Below are 17,845 nucleotides of genomic sequence, written 5' to 3'. Positions count from 1 at the left end.
TCCTCAGGCCCGCTCCGTGCACCACCCTAGGCCGTGCCCTGTGCGGCACGCTCGCGGGCTTCGCGCCCAAGCGGCCCCTGACTCGTGAGTGGTAAAGACGGTTAGAACCGTCTTTACCACTCACGAGTTCTCCTACCTAGGCGGGCAGCAACACGACCACCGACCGGGCCAGTTCGCCTTCGTCCGCGGCGAGCGCGAGCACCCGGCCGTCCGGTCCGAACATCCCGTACGTGCCCTCGATCCCGGCCGCGGGCACCCTCTGTCCATATCGGACCGCCTGTGCCATGCGGACGTCCAGATCGCGGCGCGGGAACGCGGCGGCGACGGCGGCGTCGAGGTCCAGTGTCAGTTCCGGCTTGTCCTCGAGCTGGTCGAGGGTACGGGCCTTGGCGAGGGTGAACGGCCCGACCGTGGTGCGGCGCAACGCGAGCAGATGCCCGCCGACACCGAGCCCGGCGCCGAGATCGCGGGCCAACGCGCGGACGTAGGTCCCCGACGAACATTCGACGACGGCGTCGAGTTCGATCCGGCTCGCCTCGCGGCGCGTGGCGAGCAGGTCGAAGCGGTGCACGGTGACCGGCCGCGGCGGGATGACGACCTCTTCGCCGGCGCGAACGCGGGCGTACGCGCGTTTGCCGTCGATCTTGACCGCGCTGACCGCGCTCGGCACCTGCTGGATGTCGCCGGTCAGCGCGGCGATCCCGGCCGCGATCGCTTCGTCGGTGATCTTCTCGACGACGTCCGGCGCGGCTTCGGCGATCGGCTCGCCCTCGGCGTCATCGGTCGTGGTGGACAGTCCCAAGGAGAGGGTCGCGAGGTAGGTCTTGCGGTCCAGCGCCAGGTGGCCGAGGAGTTTCGTCGCGCGTTCGATGCCGAGCACGAGGACGCCGGTGGCCATCGGGTCGAGGGTGCCGGCGTGCCCGACCTTGCGGGTGCCCATGAAGCGCCGCGCCCTGGCGACGACGTCGTGGGAGGTCATCCCGGACGGTTTGTCGACGATGACGAGACCGGGCGGCGGAGCGGGACGTTTCTTGGCTTGAGCCTGATTGGGGCGCGACACGGGCCGAACCCTATCTTTCGGGCCTTCGCCTAGGACGAGACGGGCATCGGCACTTCGGCGTCCCAACGGCGGCGCCGGATCTGCACCGGGATCGCCTCGCCTCGCGCCTCGGCCTCGAACAGCACGGCGCGGGTGCGCCGCCACCACACGAGCATCCGGAAGGTGCCGAACGCGAGCACCGCGATCACCGACAGCAGCGCCAGGCGGAACGTGCCGCCCGTCCACTCCAGCAGCACGCCGACCGCGAGCGCCGAGATCGTCGTGGCCACGAATCCGCCGACGTTCACCACGCCGGTCGCGGTGCCGACGCGCGAGAGCGGGTTGTAGTCCCGCGCCAGCGCGAAACCGATCATCGACGCCGGGCCGCCGAGGGACAGGAAGGCGAACACGGGGACCAGGACCGCGACCGGGATCGTGCCGCCCCAGCCGAGCAGGACCGCCCACATCACCGCGGCGCCGCCGATGTACCCGCCGACGAGCGGCATCCGCAGCGACGGGCGCCGTCCGATCAGCCCGCCGATCACCGGTCCGCCGATCATCGAACCGAACACGAACACGATCAGCAGCGAACTCGCGGTGGCCTTCGGATATCCCTGGCCCTGCACCAGGAACGGGACACCCCACAGCATGGTCAGCACGTTGGGGGCGAACATCGTGCTGAAGTGGACCCAGAAGCCCAGCCGGGTCCCCGGGGTGCGCCACGCGTCGGCGACCTGGCGGCCCAGCACCTTCGGATGGACCTTTTCGCGCACGGGCTCCGGCACGCCGCGCGGGGTGTCTTCGACGCGGAGGGCGACGACGGCGGTGTACAGCGCCGTCACCAGGCCGACGGTGAGGAACGTCGAGGTCCAGCCGGGGCCGTCGAGCAGCAGGCCCAGCGGGAGGGTCGCGGCGAGGTTGCCGACGTAACCGATCGCCCCGGTCAGCGCGGCGAGCAGGGCGTACTGGCGGCCGGGGAAATGCGCGGCGATCAGCCGCAGGATGCTCACGAAGGTCAGGGCGTCACCGAAGCCGACGACGGCGCGGGCGAGCAGGCCGAGCGGGTACGAGTCGGCGACCGCGAGCAGGATCTGGCCGAGTCCGAGGAAGAACACGGCGCCGGTGAGCACCCGTCGTGGGCCGTAGCGGTCGACGAGGACGCCGGTGGGGATCTGCATCGCGGCGTAGACGCCGACCTGCAGGACGGTGAACGTGCCGAGCGCGGCCGCGCCGACACCGAAGCGGTCGGCGGCCTGGAGCCCGGCGACGCCGAACGAGGTGCGATGGAAGACGGCGAGGAGATAGACGGTGACGGCGGCGAACCAGATGAACCAGGACCGGCGGGTGGCTCGGCCTGTCACAGTATTTCCTCCTTGAGCACGGTTCGGGCGAAGAGACGCCCGCACTGCCGCCTCATATAGTTGTAGCGCGTAAGCAATGACGAAACATAGCCGTTACCCGGGTGCTTTTCGCCACAACGCCGCAGTTCACCCGGCTGCCGGTGTCAAGGGGCGCTCCACCCCCGCGTTTAGTCCTCTGAATGCGGTAGTTGCACACGCAAGTACCGCATTCAGAGGACTAAACGCGGGGGAAGGTCAGGCCGCGCGGACGGCGCCCTCGACGGCCCACTGCCCCGACCGCCACCGCACCAGCAGGGTCGCCAGCCGCAGCAGCATGAACAGCGAGAGCCCGGTCCAGATCCCGGCCAGCCCCCAGCCGAACGCGAGCGACAGCCAGATCAGCGGCAGGAACCCCAGCGCCGCACTCAGCAGGGTCGCGTTGCGCAGGAAGGCGGCGTCCCCGGCGCCGAGCAGGACACCGTCCAGCGCGAACACCACCCCGGCGATCGGTTGCAGCGCGACGAAGAACCACCACGCGTGCGGGATCTGGCCGAGCACGGCCGCGTCCGAAGTGAACACCTGCGGCAGAACTCCGGCCACCGACGCGAACACGACGCCGAGGAAGCAGCCGAACACCAGGCCGTAGCCGGTGATCTGCCGCGACAGCCCGCGGGCTCGTTCACTCGCCCCGGCGCCGAGGGCGGCACCCACGAGCGACTGCGCGGCGATCGCGAGTGAATCCAGCACCAGCGCGAGGAAGGTCCACAGCTGTAGCACGACCTGGTGCGCGCCGACGGCCTCGGTGGACGTCCGCGCGGCGACCGCGGCGGCGGAGACGAAACACGCCTGGAAGGCGAGGCTTCGGAGCACCAGGTCCCGGCCGAGGCCGAGCTGGGCACGCATCACCTTCGGTTCCGGGCGCAGCGGGACCCGTTCCCGCACCAGGGCCGCGATGAACAGCGACGCCGAGATCACCTGCGCGACGACGTTCGCGATCGCCGACCCTTCCAGCCCCCAGTCCGCGCCGTACACCAGCACCGGGCACAGCACGGCGGAGATCCCGTTGCCCGCCAGCACATAGCGCAACGGCTTCGCGGAATCCTGGACGCCGCGCATCCAGCCGTTGCCCGCCATCGTGATCAGGATGAACGGCGTCCCGAACAGCGCGATCCGCAGCCAGGAGACGGCGGCGTCGGTGATCGCGGCGTCGCCGGAAAGCACCCGGGCGATCGGCGCGGCCAGCAGCTGCCCGGCGACGATCACGACCAGCCCGACGATCACCGCCAGCCAGGTCGCCTGGACACCTTCGCGGACAGCGTCGCCACGGCGGCCCGCGCCGTGCAGCCGCGCGGTCCGCGACGTGGTGCCGTACGACAGGAACGTCAGCTGGCTCGAAACCTGCGACAGCACGACACCGCCGACGGCGAGCCCGGCCAGCGGCAGCGCGCCGAGGTGGCCGACGACGGCCGTGTCCACCAGGACGTACAGCGGTTCGGCGGCGAGGACGCCGAGCGCGGGCACGGCGAGGCCGAGCACGCGTTTCGGCGGGACGCGCTCGTCGAGTTCGGAGGCTTCAGGCACCACCGCAGACTAAAGGTCGGAGGTGCGACGCCGGCGAGCCCGTGGCGGCCAAGAGACGCCCCACGCCAAGCCGGAGGCCGGTCGGCCACACGCGGCTGCGTTGTCGCCATGACCGGCCCCACGGCTGGTTTCAGAGGAGTGCGGCGATCGCGGGGCCGAAGGCGGCCCCCAGCAGGTAGGCGAGGTTGAACAGGCCCATTCCCGCCGCCCGGTGCGCTCCGGCGGCGGCTCCGGCGCGCACGGCGAAGACACCCTGGCCCGAGGCCGCCGCGAGCGAAGCGAGTGCCTGTGCGATCAGCAACGCGACGGGGGAAACGCTCACCCCCGCCAGCACCAGCGCGAGGGCGGCGAGTGCCGGGAACAGCACCGCCACCGTCCGGAACGACGTTTTCGCCGTCGCCGCGATGACCACATAGGACACCAGCCCGCCGAACAGCAGCGGCCACAGGATGGCGAGTCCGACTTCGCCGCTGGTCCAGCCGGATTCCCCGGTCAGCCGCGGCGGCAGCACGTACATCAACCCGAAGTTGGCCACCGCGAGCGCGAACGCGAGCCCTGCCGCGACGAGGAACACCGGTGTGCGCAGGAGCGCGGCGGGCACGAACCCGTCCGGCCGCGCCCTCAGGTGCCCGGCCAGCAGAACCGCTACGACGACGACCGCGCCGCCCGCGGGCAGCCACACGTGCGGTACGAACACCAACGCGGTGACCAGCGCGGTCACCAGGATCGCGCCGATCGGGTCGAAGCGTGACGGCGCGACCGGCGTCGCGGGCGCCGTTCGCAGTACCGCGGGCACGGCGAGGAGGCCGAGCGCGGGAAGCGCCAGCGCGAGTTGCCAGCCGAACGCGCCGCCGATCAGATCACCGATCAACGGCGACGTCGAGCCGACGACCGCCAGCGAAGAGGTGACCAGGCCCATCGCTCGCGCCGACCCGGCCAGGGTCATGGCCATCGTGGTGAATCCGGCGGTGCCGAGCCCCTGCGAGGCACTGCCGGCGACCAGCACCGGCAACCACGGAACGGTCGCCACCGCGACGGCACCCGCCAGCACCAGCGCGGCGCAGGTGAGCACCGCCGTCCGGACCCCGCGATGGTTCTGCAGCCCGCCGAGCAGCGGCGTGCCGACGGCGATCCCCCAGCCGAACGCCGTCACGATCCACGTCACCACCGGAATTCCGGTGCCCAGCGCCGCGGCCGCGTCGGGCAGGATCAACGACGGCCCGGCGATGCCGAACGACAACGGACCGGCCAGCAAAGCCAGCCACGGCCCCGGAATCCCGGCGCGTACCGGCACGCTCATCGCGCGGCCATGGTCGGGTAGTCGGTGTATCCGCGGTGGTCGCCGCCGTAGAAGGTCGCGGGATCGGCGTCGGCGAACGGACCGCCGGCGGCGATCCGGGCGGGCAGGTCCGGATTGGCGAGCCACAGCCGGCCGAGGCTGATCACGTCGGCGACCCCTTCTCGCAACGCGTCCACGCCGTCCGCCACGGTCGCCGGTTCCGGGCCTGCCGGGTGCGGGTTGAGGATGAGGGTGCCCGGCCATTCGGCGCGGATGAGCTTGGTGATGTCCCGCGTGCCGAACTCCGAGACGTGCACGTAAGCCAGCCCTGCCGGACCGACCGCGCGGACGAGGGCGGGGTAGAGGTCTTCGGTGTCGCTCTCCCGGGTGCCGTTGAGAGTGGAGCCGGGAGACAGCCGGATGCCGGTGCGCTCCGGGCCGATCGCGTCGGCGACCGCCCGCGCCACCTCCACCGCGAACCGGATGCGGTTCTCGATCGGGCCGCCATAGGCGTCGGTGCGCCGGTTGGTGTTGTCGGCGAGGAATTGGTGGATCAGGTAGCCGCTGGCTCCGTGCAGTTCGACGCCGTCGAATCCGGCCTCCATCGCGAGCCGCGCGGCGGCGGTGAACTCGTCCACGGAACGCGCGATGTCCGCCAACGTCATTTCCCGCGGTCGCGGGTGGTCGAGCAGGCCGTCCGGGGTGTACAGCTTTTCGCCCGACGGGATCGCCGTCGGGGCCAGTGGCAGGCTGCCGTCCGGGTAGAGCGAGGGGTGCCCGATCCGGCCGGAGTGCATCAGCTGGACGAAGATCCGGCCCCCGCGCTCGTGCACGGCCTCGGTGACCGCGCGCCACGCGGCGGCATGCTCCGGGGTGTGCAAGCCGGGCGTGTCGATGTAGCCCTGGCCGATGACGCAGGGTTGTGTGCCTTCGGTGATGATCAGCCCGGCGGCGGCGCGCTGCGCGTAGTACTCGGCGGTCAGCCCGGTGACGTGGCCGCCCTTCGCGCGGCTGCGGGTCATCGGCGCCATCGCCAGGCGGTTCGGGAGGGACAGGGTGCCCGCGGAGACCGGGGCCAGCAACTCGTTCATACCCGGAAGCTTGATCCGGGCGGGCTGTTCCCGAATCGGTAAGGTTTCGGTACCGGGGTACTGGGATTCGGCGTCCGTACCTCACTCACGGTTACGGAGGCCGGTGTGTTGTACGGCAGGGCCGGCGAGCAGGCGGCGATCGAAACGCTGCTTTCCGCGGCTCGCGCCGGCCGCAGCGGCGCGCTGGTACTGCGCGGCGAGGCGGGTATCGGGAAATCCGCGTTACTGGGCTGGGCGGCCGAAGCCGCCTCCGGGCTGCGCGTGCTGTGGGTCAAGGGAATCGAAGCCGAAGCCGATCTGGCGTTCGGCGGGCTGGTCCAGTTGCTGTGGCCGGTACAGGACCGGATCTCCGCACTGCCCGGCCCTCAGGCCGAAGCGTTGCATGCGGTGCTGGACTCGGGCCGCACCAGCGGCCAGGACCGGTTCTTGACCGGGCTCGCCGTACTCACCCTGCTCGCCGACGTCGCCGACGACGGTCCGGTGCTGTGCCTTGTCGACGACGCGCAGTGGCTGGATCGCGCGACAGCGGACGCCTTGTTGTTCGCCGCCCGGCGGCTGGCCGCGGATCGCGTCGCGATGGTGTTCGGGGCGAGGGAGACCGGTTTCGCCGCGGCGGATCTGCCGGAACTGCGCCCGGCCCGGCTCGACCCGGACGACGCCGCGCGGCTCCTGGCCGAACGAGGGCTGGCACCGCCGTCACCGGCGAGGGTGCTCGCGGAATCGGCGGGCAATCCGCTGGCACTGCTCGAATTCGCGGCCTCGCAACGGGAACCCGACGCGGCAGCCGGACCGCTGCCGGTGGCCGACCGCGTGCTGGCGGGCTTCCGCGCGCAGATCAGCGCGTTGCCGTCGCGGACCCGGCTGATGATGCTCATCGCCGCGGCCGAGGGACGCGGGCACCTTCCGACGCTGCTCGGGGCAGCCGAAACGCTGGGAGTCGGCCTCGCCGACCTGGAACAGGCCGAGACCGCGCGGCTACTGGAGGTCACCGGGGGTACGGTCACCTTCCGGCATCCGCTGATCGGCACGGCCGCCTACCAGGGTGCCGTCCTCGCCCGCCGGATCGCGGTGCACCAGGCGCTCGCCGAGTCCACTTCGGACGCCGACTGCCGGGTCCGGCATCTCGCCGCCGCCACCACCGCCCCCGACGAGCGGGTCGCCGCGGAGATCGTGCGCTCGGCCGAACGCGCGCGGGTGCGCACGGCGTTCACCGCGGCCGCCGGGTTGTACCGGCAGGCCGCGCGACTCACCGCCGAGGCCGGGATGCGAGCGGCGCGGCTGGGAGAGGCCGCGTCCCTGGCACTCGCCGCCGGGCACGGGAAGCAGGCCGCCGAGCTGGTCCGGCAGGCGGCACCGCTGACCGAGGACACCAAGGCACGCGCCTCGCTGGCGCAGGTGGAGGCGGCCACGGAGTTCGAACTGGGAGACGGCCGCGCGGCCGCCCGCCTTCTCGTCGAGCACGCACGGTCCGCCGAGTCGTCCGATGCGGTGGCGATGGCGCGCACCGGCGCCCGGTACGCGTGGTCCTCCGGCGACCGGGAGACCGTGCGCGCCGCGAACGACGCGCTGGACGGCGGCGACCCGGTGGTCAAGGGCATGGCCGTGCTGGTGGACGACGACTTCGCGGCCGGGTTGCCGCTGCTGGCCGAGTACGTCGCGCACGCGCCGGGCACCGATCCCGGCAGGACCTACTGCGCGATGATCCTCGGCGATGACACTGTGACGAGGGAACTCGCGCTCTCCGAAGTGGCTCGCTGCCGTCGCGAAGGACTGATCGGTCTGCTCCCTCAGGTGTTGCAAGACCTGGCGGGGGCGCAGGTTTCGGCTGGACTGCACCGGGACGCGGCCGCGTCGGTCGCCGAAGCGGTACGGATCTCCCGGGACACCGGATCGCACCGGCGGCTGCCCCGGCTGAACGCCGTGGTGGCGCGGGTGGCGGCGATCGAAGGGGACGAACGGCGCTGCCGGGAGCTGGCGGAGGTGCCGCCGGACGCGGGTGGCGCGGCGAGCCTGGTGGCACTCGCGTTGCTCGACCTCGGGCTCGGCCGCTACGAGTCCACTTTGGACCGATTGGAGACCTTGCAGCGCGGTCCGCTCGGATATACGACGGTGGCGATCGCGGCGGCCCCCGACCAGTTGGAGGCGGCGGTACGCCTTGGCGACCCGAGCAGGGCGGAACCCGCCTTTCGCCGGTTCGAGGCGTGGGCGGAGGCGGGCGATCAGGCGTGGGCCAAGGCGGTGGCGGCACGCTGCCGCGCCATGCTGGACGACGACGAGCCGCATTACCTGCGAGCGCTGGAATCGCACTCGTTCGACGAACGGCCTTTCGAACGGGCGCGCACCGAACTGCGCTACGGCGAATGGCTGCGCCGAGCCAAACGCCGTAGCGACGCCCGCGTTCCGCTGCGCTCGGCACTGGATGTCTTCTCCCGGCTGCACGCGAAACCGTGGGCCGACCGGGCCAGGATCGAACTCGGGGCCACCGGCGACTCCGGCCCGATGGCCGAACCCGCCGCGGAGAACCCGCTGGATCGTCTTACGTCGCAGGAACTCCAGGTGGTCCGGCTGGCCGCGGACGGCAGCACGAGCCGGGAGATCGCCGCACAGCTGTTCCTCAGCCCGCGTACTGTCGAGCATCACCTGTACCGGGCGTACCCGAAACTCGGCGTACGGTCCCGGCGGGAGCTGGCCCGGCTGGACCTCGGCCTGGGTTGAGCGGCGAGGCTCACACCGGGAAAGCGGCCGGGCCGAAGCGGGCGTGCTTCACGCCGGTGACGTACGCCCAGTACCGGTCGCCGTAGGACCAGTGCCACCATTCGCTCGGGTAGTTCACGAATCCGGTCGCGGTCATCGCGTCGATGAGCGTTTCCCGGTTGGCGCGCGCCTCGGGGCCGATCAGCGCGGATCCGGTGAAGCATTCCGTCCCGTACTCCGGCGGCGTCGCGTTCACGTCGGTCCCCATCGGCAGCTCGACGCCGTCGACGGTGCACAGCGTGAGATCCACCGCTCCCCCGGCGACATGCGGCGCGACTTCGGGCGGTGACACATAGGTGGCGGCTTCGGCGGCCACCTGCTCGGACGGCCGGCCGGGGTTGGCTCGCGCGATCCGGGCCTTGCTGTCCGCGAAGTAGCGCTCCTGCACCTCTCGCGGCCGGAACCCCTCGACGACGAGCAGACGCAGCCCGCGCGGGAGCTGGCATTGCGCCGCGACGAGCCGGTCCGCGACGCTGAGCCGCACGTGCGCGTAGGCGCCCCGTTCGTCGGCGAGCCTGGGGTCTGTCCGGATCGCGCCGGTTTCCCGCAGGTCCACCAACGGTTCGCCGCATTCCCGGACGGACATGGCTGCGATACGAGGATCCGACAAGGACACGAACGAAGACATGCGCACCACTGTCCACCGGCGTCCTTCAGGAACGCTGTAACCCCGTTACAGCGGAGAGTTCCTCGTACTCGCGGGCGCCGTAGGTCCGGAAGGTCTCCAGGGCTTCCGCCGTCATCCGCTCCCCCGCCGGCGCGTCGCCGAGCGCGTCGTGCACCTCGGCGAGGGTGCGCAACGTCCGTGCCCGGAACAGTTCGGCGCGCAGCTCGGTCCACCGCTGTAGCGAGTCATCCAGGCAGTCTTTCGCTTGGTACAACCGGCCTTCGGCGAGATGCACCTCCCCGACGACGCGGAGGGTGCACGCATGACCGAAGGCGTCGCCGAGCTCGCGGCAGACCTCCAGCGAGTGGTCCGCCAGCCGCCGCGCGGCGACCGAGTCCCCGCGCCGCAGCAAGGCCTTGGCCAGGGCGCGTTCGGAATAGGCGACGAGCATGCGGTCTTCGGATCCCTCGAAGACCGCGAGCGCCTCACGCGCGAACTGTTCGGCTTCGGCCCACTCGCCGCGGGCCCGGTGGTACAGCGACAGGCTGCGCAGTGTCAGTCCCTCGCCGCGCCGCGAGCCCGCCGCCGCGAACGACGCTCGTGCCTCGGTCAGCGCGGTCAGCGTCCTCGGGTAGTCCCCCATTTCCAGCCGGACCGTGCCCGCCAGCCGGTGGACGTGGCCCATCGCCCCCGGATCGTCCAAACCGGACCACATCCGCCCGGCACGATCCAGGAAGTGCACCGCCTCGGGCAGATAGCCCTGCTCGCGGCACGCGGCGCCGAGCGCGGCGAGGGTGGCCGCCTCGCCCCGGACGTCACCGGCGGCGCGGAACATCGACAACGCCTGGCTCAGATGCGCGCGGGAGCGGGGGAAGTCGTCGTGCTCGTAGTACAGCTGCCCCAGCCCCGCCAGCAGAGTCGCCTCGCCCAGTGCGTTTTCGGTGCGGCGGGCCGCGGTGAGCGCCGCGTCGTGGGTGCGCCGCCAGGACCCGAGCGAGTCGTCGAGGACCCGGTTGTGCCCGCCGAAAGCGGTGCCGCACAAGGCCGACGCGAGTTCGACCGCGATGTCCACCAGGTCCAGTGAAGCCGCCAGATCGACGGCGGTGGTCATCGCCTCCTCTTCGGCGCGGAACCACTCGTACGGCCGGGCCTCGACGCGTCGCGCGATCTCCTCGTCGACGGGACGGCCCAGCCGGGACGTGCCCTGGATCGACGGCACGACCGGCGGCAGGGTCTCGTTGACCCGCTCGACCAGCCAGATCCAGGCACCGAGCACCCGCTCGACGGTGGCGGCCCGGTCCGCGGCCGATTCCTCCTCGACAGCGCGTTCCAGCGCGAACAGGCGGACGAGGTCGTGCAGCCGGTACCGCATGAGCCCCAAGGAATCCACGCCGTCGACTTCGAGCAGGGAGACGTCGACGAGGTCTTCGAGCACCTGCTCCGCGTCGTCGAGCTCGGCCTCCATCGCCGACGCGGCGACCCAGGCGGGGAAATGCGCCAGACCGAGCAGCCCCAGTCTTCGCAGCGCGGTCCGCACCGCCTTGGGCAACAGCGTGTAGCTCAGGTTGATGCTGGCCCGCACCTCCTGATCGCCGACCACCAGTTCGTCGAGACGCCGCTGTTCGTGCGCCAACCGGCTCGCCAGCCGGGACAGCGTCCACTGCCGACGTGAGACCAGCCGCGCGCCGGCGACGCGGATCGCGAGCGGCAACTGCCCGCACAGCTCGGTGATCTCGGCGGCCGACGCGGGTTCGGTGCTCGCGCGATCCGCTCCGACGATGCGGGTGAACAGATCGAGCGCGGCGTCGGCGGGCAGCACGCCGAGTTCGAGGAAGGTCGCACCCGCCAGCGCCGGCAGCCGGTTGCGCGAGGTCACGATCACCGCGCACCCCGGGCTCCCGGGCAGCAATGGCCGGACCTGCGCCTCGTTCGCGGCGTCGTCGAGCACGACGAGGGTCCTGGTGCCCGCGAGCAGCGTCCGGTACCGGGCGACCCGCTCTTCGAGTGAGCCGGGCGGCGTCGTCGCGGGGTCGAAATCACGCAGGACGCGGCCGAGTACCTCCTCGGCGGTCGACGGCGTGCCGGTGGAACCGTGGAGTTCCAGATGGACCTGGCCGTCGGGGAACCGCTCGGCGATCTCGTGCGCGGCCCGGTGCGCCAAAGTGGACTTGCCCACGCCGCCCGCACCGGCGACGACGGCGACCGGCATCGTGCCGGGCCGCACCAAGGTCGTGCGCAGTGCCGCGAGTTCCGGCGCGCGGCCGGTGAAATCGGGTGGCGGCGACGGCAACTGCCGCGGTGTACGGGAGGTGACCGCCGGGAGCAGGGCCGCGTCGCAGCGCAAGATCGACTCGTGCACGCGCCGCAGCTCCGGCCCGGGATCGAGGCCCAGTTCGTCGCTCAGCGCCTTCCGGCCGCGTTCGTACACCTCAAGCGCTTCGGCCTGCCGCCCGGACCGGTACAACGCGACCATGAGGCCGCCGCGCAGCCGTTCCCGGGTGGGGTGCAGGGCGACCAGCTCGGTGAGCTCCGCGAGCAGCCGCGGCCCCTGTCCCGCCGCGAGATCCGCGTCGACCCGCTCCTCGGTGACGGTCAACCGCAACTCGTCGAGCCGGGTCGCCTCGGCGCGCAGGAACGACTCCCCGATCCCGCCGAGCGCGGGCCCGCGCCACAGGGCGAGGCCGGTGCGGAAGAGGTCCGCGCCTTCGGTGTGATCGCCGCTCTGCGCGGCCTGCCGTCCCCGTTCCACCAGCTGTTCGAACATCCGTACGTCGAGGGCGTCCTCGGCGACGTCGGCGCGGTAACCGTTCCGGTCGGACACGATGACCTGCGGCAACCCGGCCGCGTCGAATGCCCGGCGCAACGTCGCGACATACGTCTGCACCACCGCGCGGGCGGTCGTGGGTGGCTCTTCTCCCCACACCACGCCGATCAGCCGTTCGGCGGGCACCGTCCGGCCGTATCCCAGCAGCAGCGCGGCGAGCAATGTGCGCGGCTTCGTCCCCGGGAGCGCGATCGGCCCCGACGGGCCGGTCACCTCCATCGGCCCGAGCAGAGAAAACCTCATCCGTCCCTCCCCAGAGCGGATCCCTCACAGCGCGCCGCCTCGCTGTAGCCCGCGCTGAAGCGTGGCTACAGCGGCCTCCCGGAGCCTCTGTGTCGTCCACGAACATCATGCTCAGGAAAGGTCGTCATGAACAGCTCCGGTTCTCCAACGGCGGTCCGGTTCGCCGCCGCGATCACGGCCCTCGTGACACTGGTCGCAGGCTTGCTCACGTTCGGCACGCGGAACGAGGCCAGCGCGGCTTCCACGGTGGGGGGATCGATCACCCGCGCGGAGATCATCGCCAGGGCCAAGTACTGGTACGACCGGGGCGACACCTGGTACAGCCAGAACCAGTCGGACGCGATCTCGGACGGCACCGGCGGCAAGTACCGGCCGGACTGCTCCGGCCTGGTCGCGATGGCCTGGCACCTGCCCAAGAAGTCCGACGGCTGGGATCTCAACACCGACGACTTCGAGTCCTATTCGCACAAGTCCTGGGTGCCGAGCCTGCACGACCTGCTGCCCGGTGACGCGCTGCTCAAGAACGGTCACATCGAGCTGTTCGAGAAGTGGGTCGACACCGGTGACCACAGCGCCGGCGCCTGGGTCTACTCGGAGAACACCTACGGCCAGAAGACCAACCACAACATCAACAGCTGGTCGGAGATGACCACCTACCGCGGCATCCGCTACGACAAGGTCATCGAAAAGTCCCTCGACGGTGGTGACTTCGACGGCAACGGCGCCGGCGACATCTACGCCACCGGCACCGGCACCCTGACCATCTGGAACGGCAAGGGCAACAACAACTTCGGCACCGCCGACCCCATCGGAGGTGGCTGGGACGGCTTCACCCGCCCCGCCGCCGGTGACTTCAACAAGGACGGCAAAACCGACCTCGCCGCCGTCAAGAACGGCACCCTCTACGTCTGGAACGGCAAAGGCGGCAACAAATTCGGCGCCGCCGACGCCGTCGGCAGCGGCTGGGCGCCCTTCTCCGCGCCCGTCGCCGGAGACTTCAACAACGACGGCATCAGCGACCTCTCCGCGGTCAAGGACGGCACCCTCTACATCTGGAACGGCAAAGGCAACGGCAGGTTCACCCCCGCCGACACCGTCGGCGGCGGCTGGGAACCCTTCACCGCGCCCGTCGCCGGAGACTTCGACAACGACGGCAAGACCGACCTCGCCGCCATCCGCGACGGCAACACGCTTTACATCTGGAACGGCAAGGGCGGCAACAAATTCGGCGCCGCCGACTCGATCGGCAGCGGCTGGGCCAACTACCACCGCACCCTGATGTCGCTGGGCGACGTCAACAAGGACGGTCACTCCGACATCGGCGCCATCGACCAGACCACCGGCACCTTCTATCTCTGGAACGGCAAAGGCGCCAACAAGTTCGGTGCCGCCGACGCCCTCGGCGGCGGCTGGCTCCCGCACTTCTGACCGGTTCCGTCCCCACCCCACGACCTTGGAGGGTCGACCAGTGTCGAAGAACTTCGCCCGCCGTGCGACCACGGCAGCCCTGACCGTCTTCGCGATCACCGCCCTGTCCCCCGTCGCGCACGCCGAAGAAGAACCGGCCGGCTTGGTGACCGCCGCCTACGCGACGGCCCCGTGCGACCGCTCGGGCACGACCAGCCAGGACGCCGCCCTGGCCACGCAACTCAACGGCACCCTGACCGCGAAGATGCGGGGATACCTGACCGCGTACCGCGTTTCCTGTGCCCGAGTGGTGGTGGAAGCCGTCCGCGCCCGCGGGCTGAGTCAGAGAGCGGCGGCCATCGCCATCGCCACGGTGATCGTGGAGACGAGTCTCCAGAACATCAGCGAGGAGGTCGACCACGACAGCCTCGGCCTGTTCCAGCAACGCGCGTCCTGGGGCAGCGCCGCGAACCGGCTCAACCCCGTCTGGGCCACCAACGCCTTCCTCGACAAGATGGTGCGGGTGTACCCGAACGGCTCATGGAGCTCGGCGCCGATCGGTGAGGTGTGCCAGGCGGTGCAGGTCTCGGCCTACCCGGACCGCTATCAGACCGAGGCCGGTGACGCGCAGAAGATCGTCAGCGCGCTGTGGCAGCGCTCCGCCGCGGACGGCGGGGACTTCGACGGCAACGGCGCCGGCGACATCTACGCCACCGGCACCGGCACCCTGACCATCTGGAACGGCAAGGGCAACAACAACTTCGGCACCGCCGACCCCATCGGAGGTGGCTGGGACGGCTTCACCCGCCCCGCCGCCGGTGACTTCAACAAGGACGGCAAAACCGACCTCGCCGCCGTCAAGAACGGCACCCTCTACGTCTGGAACGGCAAAGGCGGCAACAAATTCGGCGCCGCCGACGCCGTCGGCAGCGGCTGGGCGCCCTTCTCCGCGCCCGTCGCCGGAGACTTCAACAACGACGGCATCAGCGACCTCTCCGCAGTGAAGGACGGGACGCTCTACATCTGGAACGGTAAGGGCAACAACCACTTCACCCCCGCCGACAGCGTCGGCGGTGGCTGGGAACCCTTCACCGCGCCCGTCGCCGGAGACTTCGACAACGATGGGAAGACCGATCTGGCGGCGGTCAGGGACGGCAGCACGCTTTACATCTGGAACGGCAAAGGCGGCAACAAATTCGGCGCGGCCGATGCCGTCGGAGGCGGCTGGGGTGACTACCACGCCACCCTGATGTCCCTCGGAGACGTCAACAAGGACGGCCACAGCGACATCGGCGCCATCCACCAGACCACCGGCACCCTCTACCTCTGGAACGGCAAGGGCGCCAACAAGTTCGGCGCCGCCGACGCCCTCGGCGGCGGCTGGCTCCCGCACTTCTGAGGCGGCCACGGTCCGCGCCCCACCCCGGGCGCGGACCGTTCGCTCAGCGGAGGAACGGTTCGTGGCGTCGTTGCCGGCGCAGCGACTCGATCTGCCGCGTGGTATCGAGCGAAACACTGACGAGGAAGACGAGGACCACCTGCAGGGTCACCCCGGCGACGAGCAGCGCCGGGCTCGCGTCCAGCAGGGCCAGACCGGCGGCCGGGATCAGCGCGACCAGTCCCGAGCAGAGCGCTCCGAAGGCGAGGATCCGGCGGTTCACGTGATCGAGGTACTCGGCGGTCCAGTTCCCCGGCCGGATCCCGGGGACGAAACCGCCCACCCGCACCAGTTCGCCCGCCACCTTGTCCATGTCCTGCGCCACAGCCGCCCTCGCGAAGGCGAAGAGGCAGACGAGGACGAAGTAGACCGCGGTCCACCCGGGATCTCCCAGGCCGAAGTAATACACCGGCACCGACAGCAGGACCGCGGCGACGACGGCCGGACTGTTCGCTTGGGGGAAGCGAAGGGGAATGTACGTCGAGGTCCCGCCGAAGGCGCGTCTGCCGATCATCCGCTTGGCGTACTGCACCGGGACGCGGCGCTGTCCCTGCGCGATGACGATCGTGAGCACCGTGATCGACAGCGTCACCACGGTCATCACCGCGATCGCGGCCCAGCCCGCCCTTGCGTACAGACGCAGGAACTCCGCGGGCAGCACCGCCAAAACCTGCGCGAGCAGCAGGATCCGGACGCCGTCGCCGAATCCCCGGTCGGTGATCACCTCGGTCAGCCGCAGGACCAGGGCGGTTCCCGCGGTCAGGCACACGACGACGATGGCCCCTGGTCGATCGAGGACGTTCTGGCCGCGGAACGCGAGCACCCCGACGGCGCCCAGCAGGCCGAGCGCGACGGTGAGCCGCCGCTGGTACCGCTTCAGCACCCGTGCGCCGGCTTCACCTTCGGCCCGGAGCGCGGCCAGCCGCGGGATCAGGACGATCAGTCCTGACAGGAGTCGCGGGGCGGCCAGGCAGGGCAGGACGCCGAACGCGAACACCGGCAGGGTGGCCAGGCCGCCGCCGGTGAGGAGGTCGAGGATCCAGCTCAGCGGGTGATCGGCTTCCGGCGCGCGGACGGTCACATGAGGGGTGGGCAGGCTCTGGCCCAGCCGGAACAACACGATCACGCCCAGTGTGACCAGGATCCGGCGGCGGAGGGAGGCTCGCTCGTTCATCGTGGGGATCACGTTAGGAACGACCGATGAAATTACGATGACACCGTCACAGCAGCGGCGCCCTCGACAAGGCCTCCCGCAGCTTGCCGAGCACCTCGTCCGCAGTCCCCTCCGCGGTGCACCCGGCGGCCTGGCGATGTCCGCCGCCACCCAGCTCCCCCGCGGCCGCCGAGACGTCGACGCCGCCCGCCGACCGAAGCGAGACCGTCCATCGCTGCCGCGGTCCGATCGGTTCGGTTTCCTTGAGCACCACGGCGACCCCGGCCTCGCGAGTGGACCGGACGACGTCGATGACCGCTTCGACCTCCTCGGCGCGCACGGATCGCGCGGCGTCGAGGGTCACCACGGCGTGCGCGAGGCCGAAGCCGCGTGCCTCTTCCGGCTCGAGCCGGGCACCCGCGAGGACGTCCGAAAGCATCGGCAACCACGCGAACGGGTGATCGTCGACGATCTCGCGGACCACCTTGTCCGGATCGACACCGGCTTCGAGCAGCTTCGCGGCCATCAGATGGGTCGACGGCCGTGCCCGGCGGAACCCGCTCGTGTCCGTGACGAGCCCCGCGTACAGGCAGCGAGCGATCGGCTCGTCGATCTCGGTGCCGAGCTCGGCCAGCAACGCGAAAACGAGGACGGCGGTGGCCTCGGCGGTGTCGTCGACGACGTGGTGCGTGCCGTAGAAGACGTTGGACGCGTGGTGGTCGATCACCAGGACATCGCCGCCCGCCGCGCGGACGGCGTCCACCCGCGACGCGAGCTTCCCGAGCCTGCCCGGGGTTGGTGTGTCGAGCGCGACCAGCAGCTGTTCACTCTCCGGCAGCTCGCTCGCGGGGACGAAGAGCCCGCCGACGTCCAGGCTCCGCAGGGTTTCGGGCATCTCCTCGGGCTCGCCGACCGAGACGCGGACCTTGACGCCGCCACGCAGCTGGAGTGCCCGGCCCAGCGCCAGCGCGCTGCCGAGCGCGTCGGCGTCCGGGCGGACATGGCCGAGCAGGGTCACGTCGTTCGCGCGCGCCAGCAGGGCGGCGGCTTCCTTCAGGTTCGGCACTGGAGTGGCTGTCACAATCAGTC

12 protein-coding genes are annotated in these 17,845 nt (G+C 71.1%); 3 read left to right on the top strand and 9 right to left on the bottom strand.

The features are described 5' to 3' along the window. Positions 1-136: 136 nt before the first annotated feature. The 5 genes from truB to AC069I_RS22110 form a co-directional block, all read right to left on the bottom strand. Entirely contained in the window at positions 137-1,060 is a 924-nt protein-coding gene (gene truB, locus AC069I_RS22130) for a tRNA pseudouridine(55) synthase TruB (protein ID WP_478227331.1), read from the bottom strand. 29 nt (positions 1,061-1,089) lie between these two features. Beyond that, positions 1,090-2,400 (bottom strand): MFS transporter, encoded by a 1,311-nt coding sequence (locus AC069I_RS22125; protein WP_478227332.1) that lies wholly within the window; start codon positions 2,398-2,400, stop codon positions 1,090-1,092. Between the two features lie 234 nt (positions 2,401-2,634). Next, positions 2,635-3,963, bottom strand: a complete 1,329-nt coding sequence (locus tag AC069I_RS22120) for an MATE family efflux transporter (RefSeq protein WP_478227333.1) — start codon at positions 3,961-3,963, stop codon at positions 2,635-2,637. Between the two features lie 127 nt (positions 3,964-4,090). Further along, positions 4,091-5,260: an MFS transporter gene (locus AC069I_RS22115; protein ID WP_478227334.1), complete on the bottom strand. Its 1,170-nt coding sequence runs from the start codon at positions 5,258-5,260 to the stop codon at positions 4,091-4,093. Beyond that, positions 5,257-6,330, bottom strand: coding sequence for an alkene reductase (locus AC069I_RS22110; protein WP_478266310.1), 1,074 nt, complete (start codon positions 6,328-6,330; stop codon positions 5,257-5,259). Before AC069I_RS22110 ends, AC069I_RS22115 begins: the two co-directional genes overlap by 4 nt. Positions 6,331-6,435: 105 nt before the next feature. Here AC069I_RS22110 and AC069I_RS22105 point away from each other — a divergent pair, with 105 nt between their 5' ends. Continuing rightward, positions 6,436-9,045 carry an ATP-binding protein gene (locus AC069I_RS22105; protein WP_478266309.1) on the top strand — a complete coding sequence of 870 codons (2,610 nt, stop codon included), beginning with the start codon at positions 6,436-6,438 and terminating at the stop codon, positions 9,043-9,045. Positions 9,046-9,055: 10 nt separating this feature from the next. On the opposite strand, the gene AC069I_RS22100 is transcribed toward AC069I_RS22105, so the two are convergent. Both AC069I_RS22100 and AC069I_RS22095 read right to left on the bottom strand, forming a co-directional pair. Continuing rightward, complete coding sequence (locus tag AC069I_RS22100; RefSeq protein ID WP_478227337.1) at positions 9,056-9,712, bottom strand: M15 family metallopeptidase; 657 nt, start codon at positions 9,710-9,712, stop codon at positions 9,056-9,058. A 25-nt stretch (positions 9,713-9,737) separates the two neighbouring features. Continuing rightward, positions 9,738-12,758 carry an AfsR/SARP family transcriptional regulator gene (locus AC069I_RS22095; RefSeq protein ID WP_478266308.1) on the bottom strand — a complete coding sequence of 1,007 codons (3,021 nt, stop codon included), beginning with the start codon at positions 12,756-12,758 and terminating at the stop codon, positions 9,738-9,740. 126 nt (positions 12,759-12,884) lie between these two features. Here AC069I_RS22095 and AC069I_RS22090 point away from each other — a divergent pair, with 126 nt between their 5' ends. Further along, positions 12,885-14,186 (top strand): FG-GAP repeat domain-containing protein, encoded by a 1,302-nt coding sequence (locus AC069I_RS22090; RefSeq protein WP_478266307.1) that lies wholly within the window; start codon positions 12,885-12,887, stop codon positions 14,184-14,186. A 40-nt stretch (positions 14,187-14,226) separates the two neighbouring features. Next, positions 14,227-15,564, top strand: a complete 1,338-nt coding sequence (locus AC069I_RS22085; RefSeq protein WP_478266306.1) for an FG-GAP repeat domain-containing protein — start codon at positions 14,227-14,229, stop codon at positions 15,562-15,564. Positions 15,565-15,607: 43 nt separating this feature from the next. Here AC069I_RS22085 and AC069I_RS22080 read toward each other — a convergent pair whose 3' ends face one another. Both AC069I_RS22080 and AC069I_RS22075 read right to left on the bottom strand, forming a co-directional pair. Beyond that, entirely contained in the window at positions 15,608-16,777 is a 1,170-nt protein-coding gene (locus AC069I_RS22080; protein ID WP_478266305.1) for a preprotein translocase subunit SecY, read from the bottom strand. A gap of 46 nt (positions 16,778-16,823) precedes the next feature. Further along, the gene (locus tag AC069I_RS22075; protein ID WP_478227476.1) at positions 16,824-17,822 is read right to left on the bottom strand and encodes a DHH family phosphoesterase; all 999 of its coding nucleotides are present in this window, start codon (positions 17,820-17,822) and stop codon (positions 16,824-16,826) included. Positions 17,823-17,845 lie beyond the last annotated feature (23 nt).

It is taken from the genome of Amycolatopsis sp. NPDC043885 (genome assembly GCF_056435685.1).
This window is presented reverse-complemented; position numbering and strand designations above follow the sequence as displayed.